The sequence below is a fragment of the Dyella acidisoli genome, assembly GCF_030160295.1.
Taxonomy (GTDB): domain Bacteria; phylum Pseudomonadota; class Gammaproteobacteria; order Xanthomonadales; family Rhodanobacteraceae; genus Dyella_B; species Dyella_B acidisoli.
Genome location: NZ_BSOB01000005.1, coordinates 329,848 through 354,567, shown reverse-complemented (window position 1 = coordinate 354,567; position 24,720 = coordinate 329,848). Strand labels below are relative to the sequence as shown.

Here is a 24,720-nt window from a genome sequence, read left to right as displayed (position 1 = left end):
AACTACGAGGCTGGCCTCAAGACCGTCGTGCCCGAGTACAACCTGCTGTTCAACGCCTCGGCGTACTACTACCGCTACTCGAACCTGCAGTCGTCGGTGCTCAATCCGAACTATTCGGGCTCCGGCGTGCCGTTCTACATGGTGCAGACTTCCGACCAGCATGCGCACGGCATCGATCTGGAAGCGCAATGGCAGCCGACGGCCAACCTGCGGTTGAACGTCACCAGCGAGTACATCGATGCCACCTATGTGCATGGCACGTCGACCTCGGGCGTAGTGCTGGATGGGCAGCCCACCGGCGAGCCGCTGTTCTCGATGACGGCCGGCTTTGATTACACCTGGCACGGTGTTTACGGCGGGGATCTGGAATGGAACATGCAGTACGCGTATCGCGGGCATACGCGCTGCAATAGCGATTCGACGTTCCAGGGCAGTTGCTTTGCCACGACGGCGTTCAAGATCGGTACGTCGCAGCAGCGCACCGATGCGCGGCTGGATTGGCATACGCCGGATCAGCGATGGGGCGTGGGGGTGTACGTCAACAACATGTTCAACAAGCGCTACGTGCTGGGCATTGGCAACGACAGCACGAATGATTTTGGGACGCCGTATGCGACGATTACACCGCCGCGGACGTTTGGGGTGGAAATGCGAGCGAGGTTTTGAAGTGGTGCGAATCTGTTGCTAGCTCAGCCACGTTGTGATGCATGAGAGGAAGCCTCATGAGCAATCAGAGGCTTTCTGATGTGGCCCGCAATGCTGCTTCACGCAGGCCGGCACGGATGCGTTCCATGACACCTTTGTCGGCCTTGGCAGAGTGCACGGCATAGGCCGAGTAGGAAAACTCGGGGCTATCCGGCACCAGGGCGAGGCGCCCGTCTTCCAGATAACGGCGCACGAAGCCTTTACGGAAATAGCCGCTGCCGCCCATTGCGAGAATGTAATCGAGTGCCAGCGGCCCATAGCTGATCGACACCACGGGATTGGGCTGATCCGGAAAAGCCGCCTGGTAGCTGGCGGCAAATGCATCGCCCCAATCGATGCGCACGTGATCTTCCGCTTGCAGTGGATGCTTGCGGTCCGCGGTGGTGCTGACCATCACCAGTTTTTCTTCGAATAGAAGTTCGGCAATCACGCCCGGCCGTTGTGGTGCGGCGTAGACGATCGCCACGTCTAGCAAACCGGCCTGCACACGATCCACCAATCGCTCGGCATCATCGATCTGCGCGCTCACCGCGAATTCGGGACAGGCTTGGCGTACCCAGAAAAGCCAATCGCGCAGAAGCGGATCCCACAAGCTGAGTTCGGCACCAACGGTGACCACCATCTCGCGTCCTGGCGGCAAGGCGACCGCTTTGCGTGCGCGCTCCCACACTTGGACCATGCTGCTGGCAAAGCGCAGGAATTGCTCGCCGGCAGCGGTGAGCCGCGCGCCGGCTTTATTGCGCACGAATAAAGGGCGATCCAGCTGTTCTTCGAGCACCCGGATGCGGGCGCTGACCGCGGTCTGGGTGAGATTGAGATTGGTGGCGGCGCTGACGAAACTGCCGGTTTTGACAATTTCCAGGAAGGTGCGTGCGGCGTTTATGTCCATCTAGCAAACTTTTATTACTTAATGCGTGAACAATTCTAATATTTTTATGAGAGCTATTGAACGCCTTCGCGTTTGTAGGGTGGGGTGCAAACCCCAACTTCGGCGCCCCCATGCATGGGAATGTCGGGGTTCTCACCCCAACCTGCGGTGGCTGGGGTGTCTAATCAGCAGAGCAGGGGGCATAAGGATGTGCTGATTCATCCTGGGCAAGTGTTTGTCCACAATCTGCCGCAAGGTTTGATGATTCCTCGTCCCGGCGAAGGCCGGGACCCAAAATCGTCAACGACACTAGGCCCCGGCGGCCTTCGCCGGGGCGACGGTGCGGTAGTGTTGAATCGATCACTTCGAGGTGACGTATGACGCTTCGTCTTGGTCAGTTGCCTTAAAGCATTTTTATTGCTGATAACCAGCAATATTTTGATCTCAGCTTTGACGAATTTATCAGGCAGAATGCGCGCGCTCGCCGATCAGCGGTCCACACCGCAAGCCGCGACAACGGTTCCCATATCCCCGCACGCTCGCCCCATTCCCACATGCCCGCTACCGCCCGGACGGCGTCATTGCCGTGGTCCTTGCTACTGCTCGACCCGCAGAAACTACTGTTTTCGTTGAGCAGTTTCATCGCCGCGGCGATCACGCTTGCGATCGCGTTCGAGTTCAGCCTGCCGCGCCCATGGTGGGCGTTGCTGACGGTATACGTGACGGCGCAACCGATGGCCGGTGCGTTCCGGCCGAAGATGCTCTATCGCCTGGGCGGCATCCTGACCGGCGCAACGGTTTCCATCCTGGTGGTTCCCAACTTGCAGCATGCGCCGGAATTGCTGGTGCTTTGCATGGCTGCATGGACCGGCCTGTGCATCTACCTTGCCGTGTTGGATCGCACGCCGCGAGCCTTCTTGTTCCAAATGGCGGCTTTCAGTTCGGCGGTGATCAGCTTTCCGTATCTGGACGATCCGGCGGACGTCTTCACTACCACTATCTCCCGCGTGGAAGAAATGACGGTGGCTATCGTCAGCGTTAGTTTCGTACATGGCCTGCTGCAACCGTGGAGCGTGACGCCAGTTATCCATGGCCGCGCCAGCTCTTTTCTTGCGCACGCGTCACGATGGACGCGCGAGGCGCTTGCGCAACGCCACACGCGGCTTGAATACGAGCATCGACGCACGCTGGCGGCAGACGTCACCGAACTCGGCATGATGGCCATCCATCTGCCATCTGATCAGCGCCCGGCCAGTGCAGGCCGGCGCATGGTGCTGGGTGTGCAGAAACAGTTGGCCACGATCCTCCCTCTGGCATCTGCGGCGGCAAACCGATTGGACATGCTCAGCGCCTTGGCGCCGCTCGATCCCGAGCTGGCGCGATTGGTCGAAGACACACGTGCATGGCTCGCCAAGCCTGCAGAGCTGCAGTATGCAACGGGACACGAGCTGGCCATCCGCTGCCGTAAGCTGGCTGAGCGAAAAGAGCAGCCATTGTTCTGGCGTGATCTGTTGCGCTCCAGCCTCTGCGTGCGCATGGCCGAATTCATCGAAGCACAAGTCGAAGCATGCCGGCTGGTGCAGCAGCTCGGCAGCACACCTGCATCGCAGCCCAAGATGAAGCAGAGCAGGGAGCGCGACAAATCCTTTCCGCTGGCGCGTGACCATGGCCTGGCAATGCTGGCCGGATTGGCGACAGCCACAGCCATCATGCTGTATTGCACTGTGTGGATTCTGCTGGCCTGGCCCAATGGTTCAGCCACTGCTGCGTTTGCCGCGCTGATCACCTGTTCGTTCGCGACCCAGGACGATCCGGCGCCGGTGCTTGGTCGCTATCTCGGTGCAACGTTGCTGACTTTTCCGCTGGCTGCGTTCTATCTGTTTGCCGTGCTGCCGCGCGTCGATGGTTGCGCCATGTTGATTGTGACGCTGGCGCCAGCTTTGCTGGCGATCGGTTATATCCAAGCCATCCCGGCGCTGTCGGCGCGCGCTTTGCCGATGTTTTCGTGCCTGATCGTTGCGCTGGGTTTTCTAGATCGTTTTATTGCCGACTTCGCTACCTTCATCAACGTCGGGCTTGCACAGGTCGGCGGCATCATCGCGACTATTGCCGTGGCGAAGTTGTTTCGCTCGGTCAATGTGAGTTGGACGGCCAAGCGCATGATCCGCGGTAACTGGATCGAGATCGGACAGATGGCTTCGATGGCACGACCGTTCCGACCGGCGCATTGGACAAGTATGGCGGTGGACCGACTGGGCCAGACTGCCGCGCGCATGGCTGTCGCCGAAGGCAGTGATGCGCTGCATGCGGCAGATGGACTGGCGGATCTGCGTATCGGTCGTAACGTGATTGCGATTCGGCGGTCGTTATCGACGGTACCCACTCCGATTCAGGCGGCGCTGCGTGATGTGCTGGAAGGCATCGCAGGCCTGTTCCAATCGCGCGGTCGCCAAGGCGAACTGCTGCCGCCACCCGCTTCACTGCTTACCAGTATCGATAAAGCTATTGGTGCCATGTGCGTCGCCGAGCAAGCGGAGCCATCGCATCCCGCTTTGCTCGCACTGGTCGGCATGCGTTGCAACCTGTTTCCCACTGCACACGCTCCAAGGATCGCTGGCGATGCTTGAAGAGCTGCATGTGTTTGGCGTGTACCTGCCCACCGCGCTGGTCTGGGCAGTGGTAGCCGGCGTGCTTGCGCATCTGCTGCGCGGTGTGTGGCAACGCCTGCCTTGGTCCGGCGCGCTTGGGCACGCGGGTGTCTGGGAACTCGCTTTGTTCGCCTTGTTGTGGTGGGCACTGACCGTAGGTGCCGACCGCTTCATTCACTATGGATAATGCCTTGATCAAACCCTCGATCATGAAGATCGTGCGTGCGCTGTGCACGCTGCTGGCCATCGCCGTGTTGCTGTTTGCGGTGCGTGCGCTGTGGATTCGCTATCAGGTGGAACCGGTCACGCGCGACGGCAAGGTGCTGGCGGATGTCGTGCCGGTCGCCACCGATGTGGCCGGATTGATCACCGAAGTTCGCGTGCACGACAACCAGATGGTGCAGCAAGGGCAGGTGCTGCTGGTGATCGATCCTTCGCGGTACGTATTGGTGCTACAGCAGGCGCAGGCAAACCTCGGCGGCCAGCGTGCCGCGCTCGCCGAAGCCGAGCGCGAAGATCGGCGCAACCGCTCGATGTCCAACGTGGTGGCGAGCGAAGTGATCGAGCAAGGGCAAGCCAAGGTCGAAGAGCTGCGTATGACAGTGGCGCAGGCCATTGCGGCACGCGATCTGGCCCGGCTCAACCTGGACCGCACCCAGATCAAGGCGCCGGTAAGCGGCGAGGTCGCCAACGTCACGCTGCAGCCCGGCATCTATCTCACGGTAGGCAAACCCGCGATTGCGCTGGTGGACGCGGCATCGACGCGTGTCGAAGGTTACTTCGAAGAAACCAAGCTGCAGCGCGTCCATATCGGCGATCGCGTCAGCATTCACCTGATGGGTGTATCAGGTGAGATTCGTGGTCACGTCGATAGCATTGCTTCGGCGATCCAGGATCGCGAGCGCACCGGCGACATTGCCAAGCTTGCAGACGTCAATCCCGCCTTCACTTGGGTGCGTTTGGCGCAGCGCATACCGGTGCGCATCGCGATTGACGATGTGCCCAAGGGTATTCGCCTGGTGCCGGGCCAAACCGCCACGGTGGTTGTGCACTCGGCTGATGAGCCACGAGGCCTCCTGCCGTGGTAACGCTTCGTACCCTTCTTGCATCGTGTGTATGCACTGCTTTCGTTGGATGCGCTGAAGTCGGGCCTGACTACCATGTGCCAGCGCAGGCGGTAGTGAACACTCGCGCAACTCAAGGTAGCTTTGTTTCCACTTCCGCTGCGACAAGCGTTGCGCCCCTGCCAGCCAAATGGTGGAAGCTTTACGACGATCCTGTGCTGGACGGTCTGATCGCGCAAACGTTGACTGCGAATACGCAATTGCGTTTCGCCGAAGCGAATCTCGAGCACAGCGATGCTTTGCTTATCGACGCTGATTCGCAGCGCTTCACGGGTAGCGTGGATGCAGCGACCGCTTGGAATCATCCTTCCGAAGAAGCGGTGTTGAAGCGCACCGGCGTAACGCCATACCAGAACTACAATAGCGGTGTATCGATCAGCTATGACCTTGATCTGTTCGGTGCGATTCGTCGTGGCGTGGAGGCTGCGCGCGCGGATGACGAAGCGGCTGTCGCAGCGCGTGACCTGGTGCGCATCAACGTGGTCGCCGAAACCGTGCGCGCCTATGCCGATGCCTGCAACGCAGGGCACGAGATCCTGCTCGCGCAAAAGCGCATCGGTGTCGAGCAGGATGATGCGCACATGACCCAGGAACTGGTGCTGCACGGGCGAGCATCGCCGTTGGACAGCACACGTCAACAGGACGCATTGGCCACCATCAAGGCGCAATTGCCACCGCTTGAGGCTAAGCAACGCAATGCGTTGTTCCGTCTGGCCACGCTGGCGGGGCAGCCACCCGCCAATTTCGACCGCACCTTGCTTGCGTGCAACACTCCGCTGCATCTGGATCAACCGCTTCCTGTTGGCGACGGACAGGATTTGCTCAAGCGACGCCCCGACGTACGCGCGGCGGAACGGCATTTGGCCGCAGCAACCGCGCGTATCGGCATTGCTACGGCAGCCTTGTATCCGGACATCAAATTCGGGGTTTCGCTGGGATCGACCGGCAAGGCCGTCGATGCCTTGACCGGATATACCAACCGCTTCGCCATCGGACCGATGGTGAGTTGGAACTTGAATCGGAACGCGGTGCGGGCGCGCATCGATGAGGCTAATGCGCAAAGCCATGCAAATCTTGCGGCATTTGATGGTGTGGTGCTGAATGCGCTGCGGGAAGCCGAAACGTCGCTGGATACGTACGTAGCCGATCTCGACAAGCAGGAGCAATTAAAGGTTGCGCGCGACAATGCTGTGCATCGTGCATCGCAGGCCGAAGAGTTGGAGCGGGGCGGCAGAATCGACCGCCTGTCGCTGCTTGCAGCCGAACGAGATCGTTGGATGGCCGAGCAAACGGCTGCTGCCGGAGAGGCTGCGCTTAATCGTGATCAGATCGATATCTTTCTCGCGTTGGGCGGCGGCTGGCAGTAGATCTTTTCATGGCCCTTTGAACTGAGGACAAGGAGACGCCACTCTATTCAATGGCGCCTCTCAGTACCGTACCGTCATTCCGTCCTTCGCCGGAATGACGTAAGGCAAGACTAGGTGTTGAGGACAATCGGTAGCCGTCTGGATGCCGCCACCGCGGCAGTGCGTCGCAGCACAACGGCGCACGATTTATAAGATGTATTATATATGCATCTTTAAGGCGACAAGGCACCTCCCCATGCTGACCCAAGCCCAACGCGACATCGTTAAGAGCTGCGTACCCGCACTGAAAGCGCACGGTTTGACACTCACGAAGAACTTCTACGGACGCATGTTCAAGGCCAATCCTGAGCTCAAGCACCTTTTCAACATGAGCCATCAGGCCACCGGCGAACAACAGCAGGCACTCGCGTTGGCGGTGCTTGGCTATGCTGAAAACATCGACGATACGTCGGTGCTGGCGCCGGTCATCAGGGTGATCACGGCCAAGCACGTCAGCATGGGCATTCGTGCAGAGCACTATCCCATTGTCGGTCGTCATCTTCTTGCGGCTATCGCTGAAGTGATGGGGGATGCCGCAACAGCTGAAGTGCTGGAAGCGTGGGGTGCCGCGTACGCGCAACTGGCCGACATCCTGATCGAGGCTGAACAAGCCTTGTTTACGCACGCCGCGACGACGAAAGGCGGTTGGTCCGGCTGGCGTCCGTTCCGGGTGATCAAGGTGGTGCGTGAAAGTAGCGAAATCGCGTCGTTCTATCTCAAGCCGACTGATGATGGATTGCTGCCGCCGTTTGAGCCAGGACAATTCGTGTCGGTGCGCACGGTGGACGAAACAGGCATGACGCGTATACGGCAGTACAGCTTGTCAGATGCGCCTCATCAGGATTACCTGCGCCTCACCGTCAAGCGTCAGGACGGCAGCGAAGATGCGCCTGCGGGAATCGTCTCGACGGCGTTTCATATCGACGTCAACGAAGGCGATCTCATCGAGCTATCGTTCCCGCAAGGCCATTTCGTGGTGGATCAGGAAAAAGACACGCCGCTGGTGTTGTTGAGCGGCGGCGTTGGCATCACACCGATGCTGGGCATTCTTGGCCATATCGCCAAGGAACAACCAGGGCGATCGATCCATTTCGCCCATGCTGCGCGCAACCGTGATGTGCAAGCCATGAATGATTGGCTCAGGGCCATGGCTGCACGACATGACAAGTTGGATGTGGAAATTTACTACGAGGAAGTCGGTACGGCCGACGTGGTGGGCCGGCACTACGACAAACAAGGCCGCATCGATGCCGGTCAGATTGCGGCACAGAATCACCTGGCCGATGCGGACTATTACATCTGCGGTCCGCGCGGTTTCATGAGTGCGCAGATTGACTCACTGAAGCGAGTAGGGATACCGGACTCGCGCATCCACGCTGAGTTTTTCGGTGCATCGTTCGGCTAAGGTAACTGTGAGCGAAGGTTGAGTTGGTCACGTCACAATGTTGAGCGCGATCCGTAGTTTTCCGGGCCGCGCCACCAACTGCTTCAGCGTGTAGCCATCCAACACGTTCAGAAAACCCTGGATCGCCTCATCCAGTACATGGCGCAATGAGCAAGCTGGCGTGATGGTACAAGTGTTTTCGGAGCCAAAACATTCCACGATCGCGAGATCCGGCTCCATGGCGCGGACAACCTCTCCGATGCGGATCTGTTCCGACTTGCCAGCCAGCTTCAATCCGCCGCTGCGGCCACGCAATGCGTCGACATAACCGAGGGCCGCCAGCCGCTGCGTCACCTTCATCAGGTGATTTTCGGAAATCCCGTATTGCGTGGCGATTTCGTGGATGGACGAGCGGCGGTCACCTTGCACAGCCAGGTACATCAGCAGGCGCAGGGCGTAGTCGGTCTGATAGGTCAGTCTCATCGCGGGCTCCGGTAGAACACTCATGCTACACGTGTCTTCCGGCCACGACATCCATCGTCGACCTAGCTCGCGCGTTCAGTGCTGAGGAGTGATGACGCTCCTCAGCACTGGCAGGAGCGCAACTAATAGTTGAAATTGTCGTCGCTTCGCACAATCGCAACGCCGTTGGTGGTGGGATTGTTGATGGTCGCGCTGCTCTTCAGATTGAAGTTGCCGTCCCCATCCACGTCAAAAATGGATACGTGCGAAACCGATCCGTTGGCATCAATCACTGCGGCGAGATTGTCGCGATAGGTGATATCGGTTGGCTTGCCGCTGAACTTGGCGACCACTGCCGCTTCCTGGACGATTTTCTGTCCATAGACCGTATAGCGTGATACGGACAGACTTGGTGAGTTGGCCGAGAACAGGAACGGCCCGTCCAAAGTGACCCAGCAGGGCGCCATCTGTGTGCCGGAGCTGGTGACTGCCGATACCGAATCGTTACGCACCAGGCTGATTTCGTTGGCGTGCGCGATCGTCACGTACGCGTCATTGCCGCGTGTAGCAAGCCCGAAAGGCGTGTTGACGTTGGCCGGGATATTGGCCACCAGTTTGGTCGAACCGGATACGGCGCCCTGATCAGTCAGATTGACGGTTTCAATCGCATTGCTCTTTTCGGAGATGATCAGTTGTCCGCGCAGCACACCTACCTGGGCTGCGGAACCATCGGCGATGACCAGCTTCGCTTCGCCGTCAGCGGTGGCGCTTACGCCATACCGATCGATGGGATGCGATTCGATGTACGTGGCGGTAAGAATGTAGAGATGGTTGCGACCGAAGGCGACGCTCACCGGGTTGTTGACAGCGGGCACAACCTTCTCCAACTGCAGCGGAACCTGATCGCTACCTTTCTTAAAGATCGAAACATTGCCCGATCCGAAATTCACCACCGCAAGCAGGTCGTGGTTCTGGGCGATGCCGCCCGCATTGCCAGTGACGCCACCAGCACCACCGGTTTTGGACTGCTCGACCAAGGCTCCATGGGTGTTGTAGACGAGCAACTCATTGCTGGCCGCGTTCGACGAGGTGACGACGAGATCCCCGTCGTTCCAGCGAGAACCGGTTTGTGCGTGGACAGCACTAGCCACCATCAGCGCGAGCAGCGCTGATCCGTAGATTGCCTTCTTCATGGTTGTTCCTCGATTTCTAGCTTAGGGGTGCGACAACATCTGTTATCGCGGCTGATTACTCTCAACGACCGTGCGCATCGGACTTGGGTTACTTCGAGGAGGGTGGTTTCATGGTTACATCGCCAATAGATCAATCGTTTCTTCTGCGATGTGTTTCACATCGTGACAAAATGTTCACGTTACCAAGGCGAGGCACGTCATATGGACCGCTTAGATGCGATGAAGGTCTTCGTCGCGGCATTGGATGAAGGAAGTCTTGCTGGCGCCAGTCGCAAGACAGGCCGTTCGGCTGCCGCAGTCAGTCGAGCCATCGCTTTTCTCGAAGCGCATGTGGGCGTGCCGTTGCTGCATCGAACCACGCGCTCCATCAAATTGAGCGAAGCTGGCGAGCGCTATGCAACAGCTTGCCGCAAGCTGCTGATGGATCTGGAGGAGGCTGACCGCAATGCTGCGGGTGAGCGTTCCGTGCCGCGCGGAACCTTGACCATCACCGCCACGGTGTTTTCGGGTGTGGAAATACTGCGCCCCATCGTCGATGCCTTCATGGACGAATACCCTACGGTATCCGTGCGACTGCATATGCTGGAGCGGCCGGTCAACTTGATCGATGAAGGCATGGATCTCGCATTGCGCATCACGCATCTGGCCGATTCGACGCTGGTTGCCCAGCGTGTGGGCGAAGTGCGGCGAGTCGTCGTGGCATCGCCACGCTATCTGGCGACGCATCCGCGCATCGTGGAGCTTGCCGATCTGGGCAAACAGCAGATCGTTGCGATGGCTCACATGGGTCTGGATTCATGGAGCTTTCCACCGCTGGAAGGATCATCGGTCCCACGCTCCATCTCGTTTTCTCCGCGACTGGTCGTCAACAGCATACGCGCCGCAATCGAATCGGCGGTCGATGGCCACGGCGTAACGCGCCTTCTTTCCTATCACGTGGCATCGGAAATCAAGCGGGGATCGTTGCAGGTCCTATTAGCGGAGGCGGAACCGCTGCCGATACCGGTGCACATCGTTTCGCCATTTGGGCGGCTTTCCGTGCCGAAAGTGCGCGCCTTTGTCGATTTCGCGCTGCCGCGCTTGCGTTCTCACTTCGCTCGTATGGCGAAGGAGATGGAGACGCCTCCCGCTGCACCGATTCCACCGCGGCGCGGAAGAATGTCTGCCGGATAGCAGGGATTCGCTAATTGATCGCGTGCTCCTAGATTGGGGTCGTCGGCGCAACAAGCCCGATCGACATTTCCCCTTACATCTACGAGAGACGCATATCATGAACAGTCAACAGAAAGTCGCTATCGTCACGGGCGCATCGCAAGGTATTGGTGCTGGCCTGGTCAAGGCCTTCCGCGACCGCAGCTATCGCGTTATTGCCAACTCACGCTCCATTAAACCGTCCAGTGATCCGGACGTGATCGCGGTACCGGGCGACATCGCCGACCGCGCGGTCGCGGAACGCATTGTGAGGGAAGCGTTGAGCCGCTTCGGTCGCATCGACACGCTGGTCAACAACGCAGGCATCTTTACCGCCAAGCCCTTCACGGCCTACACGGTGGAAGACTATGTGAACAATTTGTCCGTCAATCTCAACGGCTTCTTCCACATTACGCAGCTCGCTATTGCGGAAATGGAGAAGCAGGGCAGCGGGCACGTTGTCAACGTCACTACTAGCCTGGTCGATCACGCCATCGATGGCGTGCCATCGGTGTTGGCTTCGCTCACCAAGGGCGGATTGAATGCGGCCACCAAGTCGTTGGCGATCGAATACGCCAAGCGTGGTGTGCGTGTGAATGCAGTGGCGCCTGGTGTGATCAAGACGCCGATGCATGCACCTGCAACTCACGGCGCGCTTGCCGGCCTGCATCCAGTAGGTCGCATGGGTGAGATCTCCGACATCACGGACGCCGTTATCTATCTCGACTCAGCCGGTTTCGTCACAGGCGAAATCCTGCACGTCGATGGCGGCCAGAGCGCCGGCCACTAAGGCAAAACGGGGTGAGCATTTCGCTCACCCCGTTTTTTGGAGGAGAACGTCATGCCTTTCGTAAACATCAAGATCACCCGCGAGGGTTCGGCCCCGGGCCGCAGTGCGGCCACTGCCGAAGAGAAGGCTGCACTTATCAAGGGTGTCAGTCAGCTATTGCTGGACGTGCTCGGCAAACCAATGGATTCCACCTTCGTGGCGATCGACGAAGTGGAGCTTGAGAACTGGGGCTGGGGCGGCTTGCCAGTTCCGGAATATCGCAAGCAGCAACCGTCCAAGCAGAAGTAGCGTCGCTGCGACTTTTAATGCCTGGGCCGGAGCGTACCTATCGGCTTTGGCCTTGGCCTCTCGTGCTTCGGCCAGAACGGCAGAATCATCGGCACCCGATTCCGGTAGCGCCGGTACTCTTCGCCGAAGCTGGCGATCAGATCCCGCTCTTCGAAGAAGATGCCAACGAAGATGTATCCGGTAGTCGCCACCGCGAAGAGCAGATGCCCCTGAGTCATGGTCGGTGTCGCCCAGAATGCCAGGATGAACCCCAGATAGAGCGGGTGGCGAACGTAGTTGTAGAAAGCCGGCGTTTTGAAAGTCTGCGTTTTGGCGGGTGTTCCTTGCCAGCGCTGGAATGTCTGCTGCACGCCAAACAGTTCGAAATGATTGATCAGGAACGTGGATATAAGCAGCACGATCCAGCCTAGCGCCGAAATGGATAGCAGCACTATTCGTCCCGCAAGGTTATCCACGCTCCACACGACGTCGGGAAGCGGACGCCATTGCCAAAGGAGCAGGGCGACCGCGAGGCTGGCAGCGAGCACGTAAGTGGAGCGCTCGGCTGACGCTGGTACGTAGCGCGTCCACCATCGCTTGAATCCGGAACGGGCCATGACGCTGTGCTGTACGGCAAAGATGCCCAAAAGCACGGCGTTGATGATGACAGCGCTCCAAGCCGGACCGGCCAGGCCACTGTCGATAGTCTTGATGCCAGGGATGCCTTCTACAAAGCCGATCGTGTACAGAAACGTGGCTAGAAAGAAGAGATAGACGAGGAGTCCGTACGCGAATGCTACGAAACCCATAAAGCCCCCTTCGGCCGAAGACGGTCCGTTACCAGGGTTAGACGGTCCGATTATAGACCTGCCCAGACGGGGCGTACGTTGTTTTTTCCTTAGATTGGCCGCCTATTTCTTCGAAAGCATGTCTCGTGCCGTCTGTATTATCTGTTCGTCAGAAAGATGCCTGCTTTCCAAGAGGGCGCGCTTTCACGGAGCATCGTTGACCTGGGTGAAGATCAACTGCCAGCGACCGTCGCGTTTCGCCCAAATGTCGACGAAGCGAGCCCGAATCGCATAGGCCTTGCCGCGGTTGAACCCCTTGGCATCGACCATTCCACCAAGCACGGCACCGTTCGGCCATACCTTGCGTACTTGCTGGGTGATGGCGACATAGGTGGTCCTGCTTCCCGGCGCTACCGCATCGGCGATGTATTCGGCCTTGGTCTGGTTTTTGCCGCTTGAACCCGCCAACGTGTAGTCATCGGCCAAGAGCCGCTCGAGTTCGGGCCGGTTGGATTTGAACTGCGCGAGATCATAAGCCGTTGCGGCGGCTGCCAGGTCCTGAGGCAGTCCCGTATAGTCGCCCACTTCCTGGCCCGCCTGCGCCGAAGTCGCGATCAACGCTGCGCAAATCGCACAATTCCATAGTGATAGTCGCATTGCCCGCTCCAATGTCTGATGCCTTGATGCAAAGGTAGCCGGGAAGTTGGGCGTAGCAATAACCTATGAGGTTATATAGGAAGCAAACAGTACATGTGATGCGTGAGTGGGTAGCTTGCATCCTGAGTGCATCCATCATAATATTAGAATTATCTAATATGTTAATGTCTTGGTTATGCAGCTTTGGTTTCTCTCTGTTATGGGTGGTGTCTTGATCGGCTTGGCGGCGGTGTTGCTGATGAGCGCACTAGGGCGCGTTGCCGGCATCAGCGGCATCGCGAGCAGCCTGGTGCTGGGCGCCAAAAGGGGTGACCGGTCATGGCGATGGGCTTTCATACTCGGGCTGCTGATCGCGCCACTGTGCTTGATGCCATTTGTGGGAAATGGCGGTATCGGCATGCCTCAAGTCGGGTGGTCGGCGATGGCCGTTGCCGGGTTGCTGGTTGGCTTTGGTACTCGGCTAGGTAGTGGTTGCACGAGTGGTCATGGCGTTTGCGGCATCGCGCGATTTTCAACACGCTCGCTGCTGGCGACTGTCGTATTCATGCTATTCGGCATCGCCACGGTTTTTGTCTTGCGCCATGTAGCAAGGGGGCTTCTTTAATGAGAAACGTAATGGCCGTCCTGGCTGGCTTGCTGTTTGGCCTTGGCCTGGTTTTAGGTGGCATGACACAGCCGTCCGTCGTGCTCGGCTTCCTGGATATCTTTGGTGCATGGAACCCGCGGCTGCTGTTCGTGATAGGCGGTGCAGTGCTGACCGCGATGATCGGATACCGGCTTGTACTGCGTCGCGCAAAGCCATGGTTGGATAGTCGATTCCATTTGCCGGATACGCATCGCATCGATCTTCGTTTGCTAACTGGCGCGGCTTTGTTCGGCATAGGCTGGGGTGTGGCTGGTTATTGCCCTGGCCCTGCATTGGTATCGCTAAGCGGCGGTGCCTTATCGGTTTGGATTCTGGTGGCTGCGATGGTCGCAGGCTGGTGGTTGGCCGGCCAGCTTCCGACTGGCGTAAAGCGCCGTTGATATGAGGCATTGAAACGTGAAGCGTCCTGAAGTCAAAGCATTCTTCGACGAATCCACTAACACCTTCAGCTATGTGGTGTGGGATCCGGAAGAGCGAAAAGCGGCCATCATCGACAGTGTGCTCGATTACGATCCTGTCTCGGGTCGTACGGGACATGCGTCAGCCGACGCCATGGCATCGTTCGTCGATGCTTGCGCCTTGACGGTCGAATGGTTGATCGAAACCCATGTACACGCGGATCACCTATCGGCTGCGCCTTATCTGCAATCGCGACTCGGAGGCAAGCTCGGCATTGGTGAGCGCGTGCTTGATGTGCAGGAGGTTTTTGGAAAGCTGTTCAATGCGGGCACTGAGTTTCAGCGCGATGGCAGCCAGTTTGACCATCTATTCAAGGATGGGGAGCGCTATTACGTTGGCAGCATTCAAGCAGTGGCCATTCAAACGCCAGGCCATACGCCTGCCTGCATGACCCATGTGATCGGTGATGCGGCGTTTGCAGGCGACACGCTATTGATGCCCGACTACGGCTCCGCGCGTTGCGATTTTCCCGGTGGTGACGCGCGCGTGCTCTATCAATCCATCCAGAGATTGTTTCAGCTGCCCGATGAAACGCGGCTATTCATGTGCCACGACTACAAACCGGCGGGGCGTAATGAATACCGTTATGAAACCACCGTCGGCGAAGAGCGCCGGAACAACATTCATTTGCACGAAGGTGTGACCGAGGATGACTTTGTGCAAATGCGCAAAGCACGCGATGCGACACTCAGCATGCCTCGGCTGCTACTTCCGGCAGTACAAGTGAACATGCGTGCCGGACATCTTCCCTTGCCAGAAGGCAACGGCATTCGCTACATCAAGATTCCGTTGGACGCACTATGAAGCCGGCAAAAAAAACTGCAGCTAAAGCGCGAAAGAGCAACCTGGACATTCAGGCCATGCATGAGCGGGCCGAAGATGCCGTAGACGTGCTGAAGGCAATCGCCAACCAGAACCGCCTGCTGCTGCTGTGCCAAATGGTAGATGGCGAGCGCTCAGTGAACGATCTGGCCGAAACGCTGGACTTGGGGCAGAGCGTCGTCTCGCAACATCTATCGCTGCTTCGGCGGGAAGGCCTTGTGAAAGGGCGCCGCGAAGGCCAGTCCATCTATTACTGCATCAGCGACGACCGTGTGCATACGCTTATGGCAACGCTGTTCGATGTGTTTTGTGCGGACGGCTAGCGAAGTCTGATCCGCTTTATCCCTTCTGCACCCCGTCATCGACGTCAGCATCTTCCCCGTCAAGTTCTTCAACGGCTGTCCACCGCATCATTTACACATTTCACGCAACGACCTGACACGAAGCTTTCGAATAATTCGATCGGCTTTCAGTCGCTTATTTGTGTCTTTTATGTTGCAGTTCGCGTTTTCTAAATTTAGACATCTAAATGAGTAGTGCATCGCATTACTCAAAGATGTACCCGAAAGGGTACGTAAAAAAATTCCTTTCTGCATTGCAGCGATCACGAGCAGCGCGGATGATTCCGCCACTCATCTGAGGTCAGTCGGGACAAGTCCACGGACTACGCATCTGTCCTCAGTATTGGGATGTAGGTCGGCACGAATGTGTTGGGGTTTACCCCCAACTTGCGCGCTTCTTCGCGTGCGTCGGGCGTTGGCTGGGCTTTGGCAGGACTCGATTCCGAAGCTCTGGATGTGCAAAGGGGGACGACTGTGGGACTGAATACTTATTGGGCATTCGTGGCTGGGAAGTGCAATCTTGCCTTTCATGGTCGTGAGGTAGATTGCGGTGGTTCCACAAAGGCAAGCCCGGCACGGAAGCTCTTTACGATGCTTCTTGTGCTGTTGGCGTTCTTGAGCGCTGGTTACGCCGCAGCCCAACAGGTCGAGCCGACACTGCCCATTTCGCAGCGCCAAACGATCAACCTCGCCGCAGGCATTCCCCAATACATCGGGAACGCAAGCTCCACGTCCAATGCGCCGCAGAGCAACTGGTGGTTTGAGAACTCCAATAATTCGACGGCCTACTCAACGGCGGGCTTCAACGAGAGTTCCGATACCAGTGCCAACTGGATGCAAGTGGGCTTGCCCTACGATGCCAATATCCCGCGCACCTTCATCAACCAGGCGTCCGGTGGTGGCCAAGGGTCTTTGACAGGCAACTTCAACTGGTACCGCCTGCATTTCAAGGTGGACCCGAAATACGCAGGGCAGAAGTTCCTGCTGAAGCTTGAAGGTTCGCACACCGGAGTGCAGGTCTTTATCAACGGTACGTTGCTGCAGGGCGTTAGCGCCGTGGCGGCGGATGCGCAAGCTACGCACGTAGTGGGTTTCGTTCCGGTCATTGTCGATCTGACACCGTACATCACCGCGGATGGCAAAACCGACAACGTCATTGCCATCGACGTTTCGCGTGGTGCGCCGTGGTATGAGCAACCGAACTTTTCCGGCGCTTTCCGTTTCGGCCAGGCGATGGCGGGCTTGTTCCGCAACGTACACCTGTATGTCACCAACCCGGTGCATATCCCGCCAAATGTCTATTCGAATCAGAAGACCTGGGGTACCTATGTTGGAACGGTATCCGAGGTTCCCACTGCGCAAGGCACTGCAACGGCCGCTTCGGCGGTCGTCGATGTGCAAACCAATGTGGTGAATGAAACATCGACCGCGCAGCAAGTCACCTTGACCACGCAGATCGTCGACGCCAAGGGCAATGTCGTGGTAACAGCGCCGCCGGTCACACAGACCGTGCCGGCGATGACGGCCAGTACATTCCCGTCCGGCGCAACGCCGATGTTCGACCAGAAGATTACGGTACCTAATCCAACTTTGTGGTATCCGAACAATGCAACCTGTGGCACGCCCGCGGTCTTGTGCGGTTCGCCTTATCTGTACAAGGTCTATCACATCGTCAGCGTGAACGGTGTCGTGGTCGATTCGACGCAGGACACGCTGGGTATTCGCACGATTACATGGGATGCGAACTTTCCTTATTTCAATGGCCACGCCGTCTATCTGTGGGGCGGCTCGGGCCGCTACGACTATCCGGCGCTGGGATCGTCGGTTCCCGACGAACAAGTGTGGCGCGACATGGCGCAGATCGCGGCACAAGGCGGCAACATCTGGCGACCTGGGCACTCGACCAGCAGTGTAGAACTGGTGGAGGCCGCAGATGCCTACGGCATCATGATTGATCAGCCCAGCGGCGATGGTGAGGGCTACTGGAATGCCAGTTCCAATCCGACCGCCGACGATCAGCAGCTGAAGCAGGAACTGCATCGCGACATGATCATCCGCGATCGTAGCCATCCGTCCATTCTCGATTGGGAGCGGGACAACGGTGGCATGAATACGACGCTTGCGAGTGAGCTCGGCACCATTGAGACCACGTGGGACAACATCAACCCGCGCGGCAGCGCTGATCGCACGTACAGTCCTTCATTCGGTTTGATCGACGAATGCGACGGCGCTGGTTGCGAGGCCGGCAACAAGCAGCAGAACCCGAACAATCCGGCCTTTGGCGCTGAGTATTGGGACAACATGGGCACGGGTCGTGGCCTGGCCTATGACTACGAGCTTGCGTTTGCCGCACCGTATCTCGATGACTGGCGTAAGGGCAGGGCGGCCAATGCCTTCGGCATGGCGCAGTGGTATTTCGCTGAATCGCCGGGCGAGGTCAGCCTGTGGGCCGAATACCAGAACCAGCCCAACATGACGAACTTCGTGCGTTCGCTGGGTTACTCCTCGACCGACGCGAATCGCTTCCCGCGCTTGCTCTACTACATCTATCAGGCCAACTGGATATCGTATTCGGTGAAGCCGGTTGTGCACTTGGCGCATCACTGGAACCGTGCTTACGAATACACCGCAGGCACGCCGATTCAAGAGAATGCCTTCAGTAACTGTCCGTCGGTGCGCCTGCTGATCAACGGCCAGCCCAACGATCCGGTTACCGGCACACTGCTTGCGGATCAGGTGCCTAATCCGTGGAACATCAACTCCAGCGCGAACCTAGGGCAGAACACCACGGTCATGCCTGGACAGGTTCACTGGATGGTGAACTGGTCAGCTGGCACGGTTACCGCGCAATGCCTGGATGCGAATGGCAATCCGGTTGCAGGCGTGAGCGATACACAGACGACCGCCGGCGCAGAGAGCAAGATCGTGCTCAGCGTTGTGTCTGACTTGACCAAGCCGGACGGCACGAGTTTTCAGTGGACCGCTAATGGCTCGGATGCAGCCTTCGTGGTTGCACAGGTGCAGGACGCCAACGGCAATCTCGTGCCGACGGCCGCGGACAACGTCACGTTCTCCGTTACGGGACCGGCCACCTACATGGGTGGCACGCAGCAGATCGTTGCCGATCCAACCTTGACCAATTACTACCAGGACGCGTTTTCGCAGGCGAACAGCACGGTAATCCAGGGCCTGCCGTATGCGTTCTTCCATTCGCCCGGTGATCCGGAACTGAACTTCGAAGGTGGATTGCAAAAGATTGCTCTGCGCAGCACGTTTACGCCGGGCACTGTCACGGTGACGGCGAGTGCGCCGGGGCTGCAAAGCGCCAGCGTGACGTTGAGTTCGGTAGCGCCTGTCGCGCCCTCGCAATCGCAGGCGCCGGTGATCATTGTTCCGCCTGTGAACGAGGCGGCCACGTCGGGCTATCCCGCGACATTCAGTGTCGTCGCCTCAGGTTCGGGCACGCTGAGCTATCAGTGGTCCGACAAGAACGGCCCGATCACTGGTGCAACCAGTGCTACGTACACCACGCCAGCAACAACGGCTGCGGATAACGGCGATACCTTCACGGTGACGATCGCAAGCAGCTCCGGTACGGTGACATCGACGCCGGTGGCTCTCAGCGTTGATGCGCCTGCCAACGTGGTGATCACCACGCAGCCCATTTCCCAAGCGGTGGTGGTAGGGGATTCGGCCACGCTGACCGTCGCGGCAACCGGCTCCCCGCAGCTCACCTATCAGTGGTACCAGGTTGGCTCCGGCGCTATCGCAGGCGCTACGCAAGCGTCGTACACCACATCGGTATTCGCGACGGCTGGAACCGAAAGTTTCTATGTCGTCGTCACGAACGCACTCGGTTCGGTGCAATCCAATACTGTTGCAGTGACGGTTGGCGCTGCGACACCCGTGTCCTTTACCACGCAACCGGCCAGCACCATCGTTCCGGTCAATGAGCCGGTGCAGTTTACGGCGGTCGTTGCCGGGTCTGCGCCGTACACGTATCAATGGCAGTTCACGCCCCCTGGCGGTTCCGCCACCATTCTCACCAGCGGATCGCAGCAGTCGAATTCGCTCACGTATACGATCCCGGCTGTGAGCGTTGCGAATGTCGGCACGTACACGGTAACGGTCAACAATGCCGCCAGCGCGTCTGCGACCAGCAACGCTGCAAAAATCACGCTCGCGCCGCCGGGCGTCAATCTGGCTCTGGATGCGCTTGCAACATCGAGCAGCACGCAGAACGCGTGCAACGACGCAACGACCACACCGCCGTACTCGGGCACGAATTGCCTTGGGCCGGAGAATGCCGTCGACGGCAGTCTTTCCACGCGCTGGGGTTCGGCAACTGCCGGTGCACCGCCGACGCCTGCGGTTCCCGGTGTCGATCCCTCGTGGTTGCAGGTCGATCTGGGCTCGGTGCAACCCTTCAATACAGTCATCATCAACTGGGAAAACGCGTACGCGACGCAGTATCAGATTCTCTACAGCACCGATGGTAATTCGTGGAAGACGGCCTACAGCACCACCACCGGCGCGGGCGGAACGGAAACGCTCGGCTTCCCGACGGTAAGTGCTCGCTATGTGCGGTTGAACGGCACACAGCGCGCGACGCAGTATGGCTACTCGGTCTATGAGTTCCAGGTTTACAACGTGCCGCAATGCGGCGGCGCATCCGAGCGCTATACGGTCAACGCGTCGAATGCCAGCCTGGTGACGGACAACCTCACCGGTTTGACCTGGACCCGCACCGTTACGACGGACACGACGCCGGGTTCGCAATTCACCGGCGTGAATGCGCAGACGTATTGCGCGGGCATCAATATGCGCTTGCCCACGCAGTCGGAGGCGCAGAGCATCGGCGGCGTCAACAATGCGACCTGTGCTTTCTCGGGAACCTGGAGCACATGGACATCGACGGTCGATCCGAATGATTCCACCAAGACCGCAGTGGTGAACTTCGACGGCACGTCGGCTTACCAGGTCACCAACAACTATCCTGGCGCCACGCTGTGCACCTCTGGCACTGACGCTGGGGCTGCGCCTGCCATCACCGTACAACCAGCGAACCAGAACGTAGCCGTTGGGCAGGCGGCAACCTTCAGCGTGACAGCGACCGGTCTTGGCACCTTGAGCTACCAGTGGTCCAAGAACGGCAGTGCGATCGTCGGAGCAACGTCGGCCAGCTACACGACGCCAGCTACCACGACAGCAGACAATGGCGCAGTGTTCAGTGTGGCTGTCGGTGACGTGTTTGGTACGACCAACAGCAACAGCGCCACGCTCACCGCGCAGGTGAATAGCTGCAGTGCCGTTCCGAGTGCGCCAGGAACATTGGCTGTAGGCGCCAACGGCTCTAATCAGGTGAACCTGACGTGGGGCGCGAGCACGGCGGGCAGTGCGTGCACAGTCAGTTACACCATCTATCGCAGCACTGTCGCCGGATTCACTCCCTCCAGTGCGAACCAGATCGCTACCTCGAACGGAACAACGTATTCGGATACGAGCGTGGCGGCAGGCACCACTTACTACTACATCGTGGAAGCCACCGATGCAGCCGGCGCTTCGGCAGCCTCCAACACTGCTACCGCGACGACATCCGCATCGACCTGCACGACAAACTGCGGCGGTTCGGATGCCATTGCGATCAGCGCGGGTGGTCCTGCTGCGGGCAACTTCGCTGCCGATGAAGATTTCAATGGCGGCACGGCCTCGGGCAGCAATGCGACGATCAATGTCAACGGCGTGACCAATCCTGCGCCGCAGTCGGTCTATCAGCATCAACGCTTCGGCAACTTCACCTATACACTTCCTGGCTTGACGCCAGGCACCAGCTACGTGGTGCGTCTGCACTTCGACGAGTTCTACTGGACTCAGGCAGGGCAGCGTGTATTCAACGTAGGCATCAACGGTACGCAGGTGCTGACCAACTTCGATGTGCTTGCAGCCGCTGGCGGGCAGAACATTGCCATCGCCGAGCAGTTTTCGGCGACGGCCAATGCTCAGGGTCAGATCGTGCTGCAGTTCGCCACGGTCAAGGACAATGCCGAGGTCAACGGCATCGAAATTGAAAACGCAACGACGACGAACACGCCACCCAATGCACCGTCGAATCTGTCGGCAACAGTGGCTTCTTCCAGCCAGATCAACTTGAGTTGGACAGCCTCGGCGACATCGGGCGTGACGTACACGGTTTTCCGTAATGGAACGGCCGTGGCCAATAACCTGACTGGAACGACCTATAGCGATACTGGTCTGACATCTTCCGCTACGTACTCCTACACGATCGAAGCCGTCGATGCGGTGGGTACATCGGTGGCCTCCAACACCGCCACGGCGACCACGTTCGATGTGGACTGTGTGTCGGGCTGTGGTTCGGATGTGCTTGCGATCAGCGCGGGTGGCTCTGCATCGGGCAGTTACGTTGCCGATGAGTACTTCAACGGTGGCGCGGCATCTGGTACGGGTTCGACGATCAATACTGCTGGCGTGACGAATCCTGCGCCGCAGTCGGTGTATCAGCACCAGCGCGTGGGTAACAACTTCACCTATACGCTTCCCGGCCTGACCGCTGGTGCCAGCTACTTGGTGCGCCTGCACTTCGCCGAGTTCTATTGGACCAAGGCGGGGCAGCGCGTGTTCAACGTAAGCATCAATGGCACGCAGGTGTTGAGCAACTTCGACATCGTCGCGACGGCCGGTGGCCAGGACATTGCGATCGTCGAGCCCTTTACGACGACCGCCAATGCGCAGGGTCAGATCGTGCTGCAGTTCACCACGGTTACCGACAATGCCGAGATCAACGGCATCGAAGTGGTTGCCCCGCCGCCTGGTTCGCCCAGCAACCTGGCCGTGACGCCGGTTTCCACCAGCCAGATCAACTTGAGCTGGACGGCGTCGTCGGCTTCGGGTGTGGTCTACGACATCTTCCGCAGCACCACGGCAGGCTTTACACCTACCAGTGCTAACCAAATTGCGACGGCAACCGGCAACAGTTACTCGGATACGGGTCTTACACAGAACACGACCTACTACTACGTGGTCGAGGCTTCCAATACGACCGGCACGTCGGCGCCAAGTACGCAAGCCAGCACCAGCACTCTGTCGATTCCGTCTGCGCCGGCGAACCTAACAGCAACGTCGGCTTCGTCCAGCGAGATCGACCTGAGCTGGGCCGCATCGGCAACATCCGGAGTGACGTACACGGTGACTCGCAATGGTGCTGTCATTGCGAACGGCCTCGATGGAACGACGTACAGCGACACCGGCCTGACGGCTTCGACCGCGTACTCCTACACGGTTGAGGCAGTCAACGCGGCGGGTACTTCGCCGGCCTCCAACACCGCCGTGGCCACCACTTCGGCACTGCCGACAGCAACGGTGCCTTCCATTACCACGGCACCAATCAATCAGACGGTAACCATCGGCCGGACCGCCACGTTCTCCGTGGTTGCGAGCGGCAGTTCACTGGCTTATCAGTGGTACAAGAATGGCACCGCGATTACTGGCGCAACCAGCGCAAGCTACACCACGCCGGGAACCACGTATCCCGACAACACCAGCAGCTTCACGGTTGCGGTCAGCAACTCCGCTGGATCGGTGACGTCTTCGGCAGCTGCGCTGAGCGTCAATCTTGCGCCGAGTTACACCGTCGTCCCTGGCTTTATCGTTACCGACCTCAACAACAACACCAACGGCGCATGGGCGGACAACCAGATCTATGTCGAGATTCTTGGCAATGATCCGGCTACCGGCAAGCTTGCCTGGGTCAACTACGACGGCACGATCACGTTGGCCAATGTGTCGGACAACACGGCGGCCAATGCACTGGTCGGACCAAATGGGCAAACGTATCCCAACTACGCGTTCACGCTTGCACAGGCCAACCATCAGCTCAAGCTGCCGCCGATTACGTCCGGACGCATCTACATTTCGGAAGGCAATCCGCTGTACATGTCGATCATGGCGGGCGCGAACGGTGGCAATAATGGATACGCCGGGCCTAACCCGCAAAACGCCACCGATCCCAACATCAACGTTCACTACGACTGGTACGAGTTCAACTACGCCGCGAACGGTGGGATCTATATCAACACCACCCAGGTGAATCAGTTCGGCTTGCCACTGCTGTTGGATGTGTGGGGCGCCAATGAGACCTACCACATGCAGGTAGGTATCAATGAGTCGATTGCAAACCTTGATCAGGAGTACATCAGCCAGACGCCGGCAGCGTTCCACACGCCGACGCCGAGCAATCTGCGCATCCTCTCTCCGGCAGAAACTACCTTCAATGCGGGTGGCCCCAATGGAAACTACTTTGATAGCTACATCGCCAACGCGTGGACGCAGTACAGCAGCACGCCTGTGACCTTGACTGTCAACGGCCGCCAATTCACTGGAAAAGCCTCCGCATCGACCTTGACCTTTACCGAGGTCAATCCATCTGCAGCCAACGTCGGCGAGACCTTTGTCGTGCAACAGCCGTCCACGCAGGATGTGCTGCTGTGTGCCGGAACGATGGCGAATGGTGTTGCCGGTAGCACGCCCCAGCAACAGGACGAGAACGCCATCCAGCTACAGTTGGAAAACCAGATCTGCGCGGCGACGAATCGCGGCGTACTGCAGGCTCCCGCGAACTGGGCGACTGCTACGACGTATTACCAGTCTTCGCCAGCCAACTTTTATTCGCAGTTCTGGCATCAGCACTCGGTGAGCGGGTTGGCGTACGGGTTCTCGTATGACGACAACAACAACCAGAGCACGACCATTACGACGCAACAGCCGGAGCACATGGCGTTTGGCATCGGTTGGTAGCGTCACGAGTCTCCCTCTCCCCAAAAAGGGAGGGGGCAGGGTGAGGGGCGAATCTTGCGCGGTGGTTTTAGCGCTGCAAGATTCAACGGGCGAAAACTTGTCCACACCCAGGCAAGTTCCCTGCAAGCCCAGCCCCTCACCCTAACCCTCTCCTAAAA

18 protein-coding genes and 1 pseudogene are annotated in these 24,720 nt (G+C 58.7%); 14 read left to right on the top strand and 5 right to left on the bottom strand.

Annotation, left to right across the window (positions count from 1 at the left end):
* Positions 1–666 (top strand): annotated as a pseudogene (locus tag QQJ86_RS03345) (TonB-dependent receptor); the annotation flags it as partial.
* A gap of 64 nt (positions 667–730) precedes the next feature.
* Here the strand turns inward: QQJ86_RS03345 and QQJ86_RS03340 are convergent.
* Positions 731–1,594, bottom strand: a complete 864-nt coding sequence (locus QQJ86_RS03340; protein ID WP_284319487.1) for a LysR family transcriptional regulator — start codon at positions 1,592–1,594, stop codon at positions 731–733.
* A gap of 533 nt (positions 1,595–2,127) precedes the next feature.
* Here QQJ86_RS03340 and QQJ86_RS03335 point away from each other — a divergent pair.
* The 5 genes from QQJ86_RS03335 (at position 2,128) to hmpA (ending at position 8,156) form a co-directional block, all read left to right on the top strand.
* Entirely contained in the window at positions 2,128–4,200 is a 2,073-nt protein-coding gene (locus QQJ86_RS03335; RefSeq protein ID WP_284319486.1) for an FUSC family protein, read from the top strand.
* Positions 4,193–4,408, top strand: coding sequence for a DUF1656 domain-containing protein (locus QQJ86_RS03330; RefSeq protein ID WP_284319485.1), 216 nt, complete (start codon positions 4,193–4,195; stop codon positions 4,406–4,408). The genes QQJ86_RS03335 and QQJ86_RS03330 overlap by 8 nt, the downstream gene beginning before the upstream one ends.
* A 4-nt stretch (positions 4,409–4,412) precedes the next feature.
* Complete coding sequence (locus tag QQJ86_RS03325) at positions 4,413–5,309, top strand: efflux RND transporter periplasmic adaptor subunit (protein ID WP_284319484.1); 897 nt, start codon at positions 4,413–4,415, stop codon at positions 5,307–5,309.
* A complete protein-coding gene (locus tag QQJ86_RS03320) occupies positions 5,303–6,712 on the top strand; it encodes an efflux transporter outer membrane subunit (protein WP_284319483.1) in 1,410 nt (469 codons plus the stop codon). Before QQJ86_RS03325 ends, QQJ86_RS03320 begins: the two co-directional genes overlap by 7 nt.
* A 235-nt stretch (positions 6,713–6,947) precedes the next feature.
* The gene (gene hmpA / locus QQJ86_RS03315; protein WP_284319482.1) at positions 6,948–8,156 is read left to right on the top strand and encodes an NO-inducible flavohemoprotein; all 1,209 of its coding nucleotides are present in this window, start codon (positions 6,948–6,950) and stop codon (positions 8,154–8,156) included.
* Between the two features lie 27 nt (positions 8,157–8,183).
* On the opposite strand, the gene QQJ86_RS03310 is transcribed toward hmpA, so the two are convergent.
* Positions 8,184–8,618, bottom strand: a complete 435-nt coding sequence (locus tag QQJ86_RS03310; RefSeq protein ID WP_284319481.1) for an RrF2 family transcriptional regulator — start codon at positions 8,616–8,618, stop codon at positions 8,184–8,186.
* Positions 8,619–8,740: 122 nt separating this feature from the next.
* On the bottom strand, positions 8,741–9,790 hold the full coding sequence (locus QQJ86_RS03305; RefSeq protein WP_284319480.1) for a hypothetical protein: 1,050 nt from the start codon (positions 9,788–9,790) through the stop codon (positions 8,741–8,743).
* Between the two features lie 201 nt (positions 9,791–9,991).
* Here QQJ86_RS03305 and QQJ86_RS03300 point away from each other — a divergent pair, with 201 nt between their 5' ends.
* From QQJ86_RS03300 to QQJ86_RS03290, 3 genes are all read left to right on the top strand, one after another.
* Positions 9,992–10,963: a LysR family transcriptional regulator gene (locus QQJ86_RS03300; protein WP_284319479.1), complete on the top strand. Its 972-nt coding sequence runs from the start codon at positions 9,992–9,994 to the stop codon at positions 10,961–10,963.
* Positions 10,964–11,060: 97 nt separating this feature from the next.
* Positions 11,061–11,771 carry an SDR family NAD(P)-dependent oxidoreductase gene (locus QQJ86_RS03295; protein ID WP_284319478.1) on the top strand — a complete coding sequence of 237 codons (711 nt, stop codon included), beginning with the start codon at positions 11,061–11,063 and terminating at the stop codon, positions 11,769–11,771.
* A gap of 51 nt (positions 11,772–11,822) precedes the next feature.
* Complete coding sequence (locus QQJ86_RS03290) at positions 11,823–12,059, top strand: tautomerase family protein (protein WP_284319477.1); 237 nt, start codon at positions 11,823–11,825, stop codon at positions 12,057–12,059.
* Positions 12,060–12,073: 14 nt separating this feature from the next.
* On the opposite strand, the gene mddA is transcribed toward QQJ86_RS03290, so the two are convergent.
* Both mddA and QQJ86_RS03280 read right to left on the bottom strand, forming a co-directional pair.
* Positions 12,074–12,847 (bottom strand): methanethiol S-methyltransferase, encoded by a 774-nt coding sequence (gene mddA, locus QQJ86_RS03285; protein ID WP_284319476.1) that lies wholly within the window; start codon positions 12,845–12,847, stop codon positions 12,074–12,076.
* 183 nt (positions 12,848–13,030) lie between these two features.
* A complete protein-coding gene (locus QQJ86_RS03280) occupies positions 13,031–13,483 on the bottom strand; it encodes a nuclear transport factor 2 family protein (RefSeq protein ID WP_284319475.1) in 453 nt (150 codons plus the stop codon).
* Positions 13,484–13,658: 175 nt separating this feature from the next.
* Between QQJ86_RS03280 and QQJ86_RS03275 the strand changes: the two genes are divergently transcribed.
* From QQJ86_RS03275 to QQJ86_RS03255, 5 genes are all read left to right on the top strand, one after another.
* Positions 13,659–14,087, top strand: coding sequence for a YeeE/YedE family protein (locus QQJ86_RS03275; protein WP_284319474.1), 429 nt, complete (start codon positions 13,659–13,661; stop codon positions 14,085–14,087).
* 11 nt (positions 14,088–14,098) lie between these two features.
* Positions 14,099–14,509 carry a DUF6691 family protein gene (locus QQJ86_RS03270; protein WP_284319473.1) on the top strand — a complete coding sequence of 137 codons (411 nt, stop codon included), beginning with the start codon at positions 14,099–14,101 and terminating at the stop codon, positions 14,507–14,509.
* Between the two features lie 16 nt (positions 14,510–14,525).
* Positions 14,526–15,392, top strand: coding sequence for an MBL fold metallo-hydrolase (locus QQJ86_RS03265; RefSeq protein ID WP_284319472.1), 867 nt, complete (start codon positions 14,526–14,528; stop codon positions 15,390–15,392).
* Positions 15,389–15,733, top strand: coding sequence for an ArsR/SmtB family transcription factor (locus tag QQJ86_RS03260; protein ID WP_284319471.1), 345 nt, complete (start codon positions 15,389–15,391; stop codon positions 15,731–15,733). The genes QQJ86_RS03265 and QQJ86_RS03260 overlap by 4 nt, the downstream gene beginning before the upstream one ends.
* Positions 15,734–16,342: 609 nt before the next feature.
* Positions 16,343–24,562: a beta-1,3-glucanase family protein gene (locus QQJ86_RS03255; RefSeq protein WP_284319470.1), complete on the top strand. Its 8,220-nt coding sequence runs from the start codon at positions 16,343–16,345 to the stop codon at positions 24,560–24,562.
* Positions 24,563–24,720: the final 158 nt, after the last annotated feature.

Coding starts and splice junctions, on each gene's coding strand:
- QQJ86_RS03280 (WP_284319475.1), bottom strand. CDS start 13,483: ATGCGACTATCACTATGGAATTGTGCGATTTGCGCAGCGTTGATCGCG.
- QQJ86_RS03305 (WP_284319480.1), bottom strand. CDS start 9,790: ATGAAGAAGGCAATCTACGGATCAGCGCTGCTCGCGCTGATGGTGGCT.
- QQJ86_RS03340 (WP_284319487.1), bottom strand. CDS start 1,594: ATGGACATAAACGCCGCACGCACCTTCCTGGAAATTGTCAAAACCGGC.
- hmpA (WP_284319482.1), top strand. CDS start 6,948: ATGCTGACCCAAGCCCAACGCGACATCGTTAAGAGCTGCGTACCCGCA.
- QQJ86_RS03260 (WP_284319471.1), top strand. CDS start 15,389: ATGAAGCCGGCAAAAAAAACTGCAGCTAAAGCGCGAAAGAGCAACCTG.
- QQJ86_RS03335 (WP_284319486.1), top strand. CDS start 2,128: ATGCCCGCTACCGCCCGGACGGCGTCATTGCCGTGGTCCTTGCTACTG.
- QQJ86_RS03300 (WP_284319479.1), top strand. CDS start 9,992: ATGGACCGCTTAGATGCGATGAAGGTCTTCGTCGCGGCATTGGATGAA.
- QQJ86_RS03290 (WP_284319477.1), top strand. CDS start 11,823: ATGCCTTTCGTAAACATCAAGATCACCCGCGAGGGTTCGGCCCCGGGC.
- QQJ86_RS03255 (WP_284319470.1), top strand. CDS start 16,343: ATGCTTCTTGTGCTGTTGGCGTTCTTGAGCGCTGGTTACGCCGCAGCC.
- mddA (WP_284319476.1), bottom strand. CDS start 12,847: ATGGGTTTCGTAGCATTCGCGTACGGACTCCTCGTCTATCTCTTCTTT.
- QQJ86_RS03310 (WP_284319481.1), bottom strand. CDS start 8,618: ATGAGACTGACCTATCAGACCGACTACGCCCTGCGCCTGCTGATGTAC.
- QQJ86_RS03275 (WP_284319474.1), top strand. CDS start 13,659: ATGCAGCTTTGGTTTCTCTCTGTTATGGGTGGTGTCTTGATCGGCTTG.
- QQJ86_RS03330 (WP_284319485.1), top strand. CDS start 4,193: ATGCTTGAAGAGCTGCATGTGTTTGGCGTGTACCTGCCCACCGCGCTG.
- QQJ86_RS03270 (WP_284319473.1), top strand. CDS start 14,099: ATGGCCGTCCTGGCTGGCTTGCTGTTTGGCCTTGGCCTGGTTTTAGGT.
- QQJ86_RS03295 (WP_284319478.1), top strand. CDS start 11,061: ATGAACAGTCAACAGAAAGTCGCTATCGTCACGGGCGCATCGCAAGGT.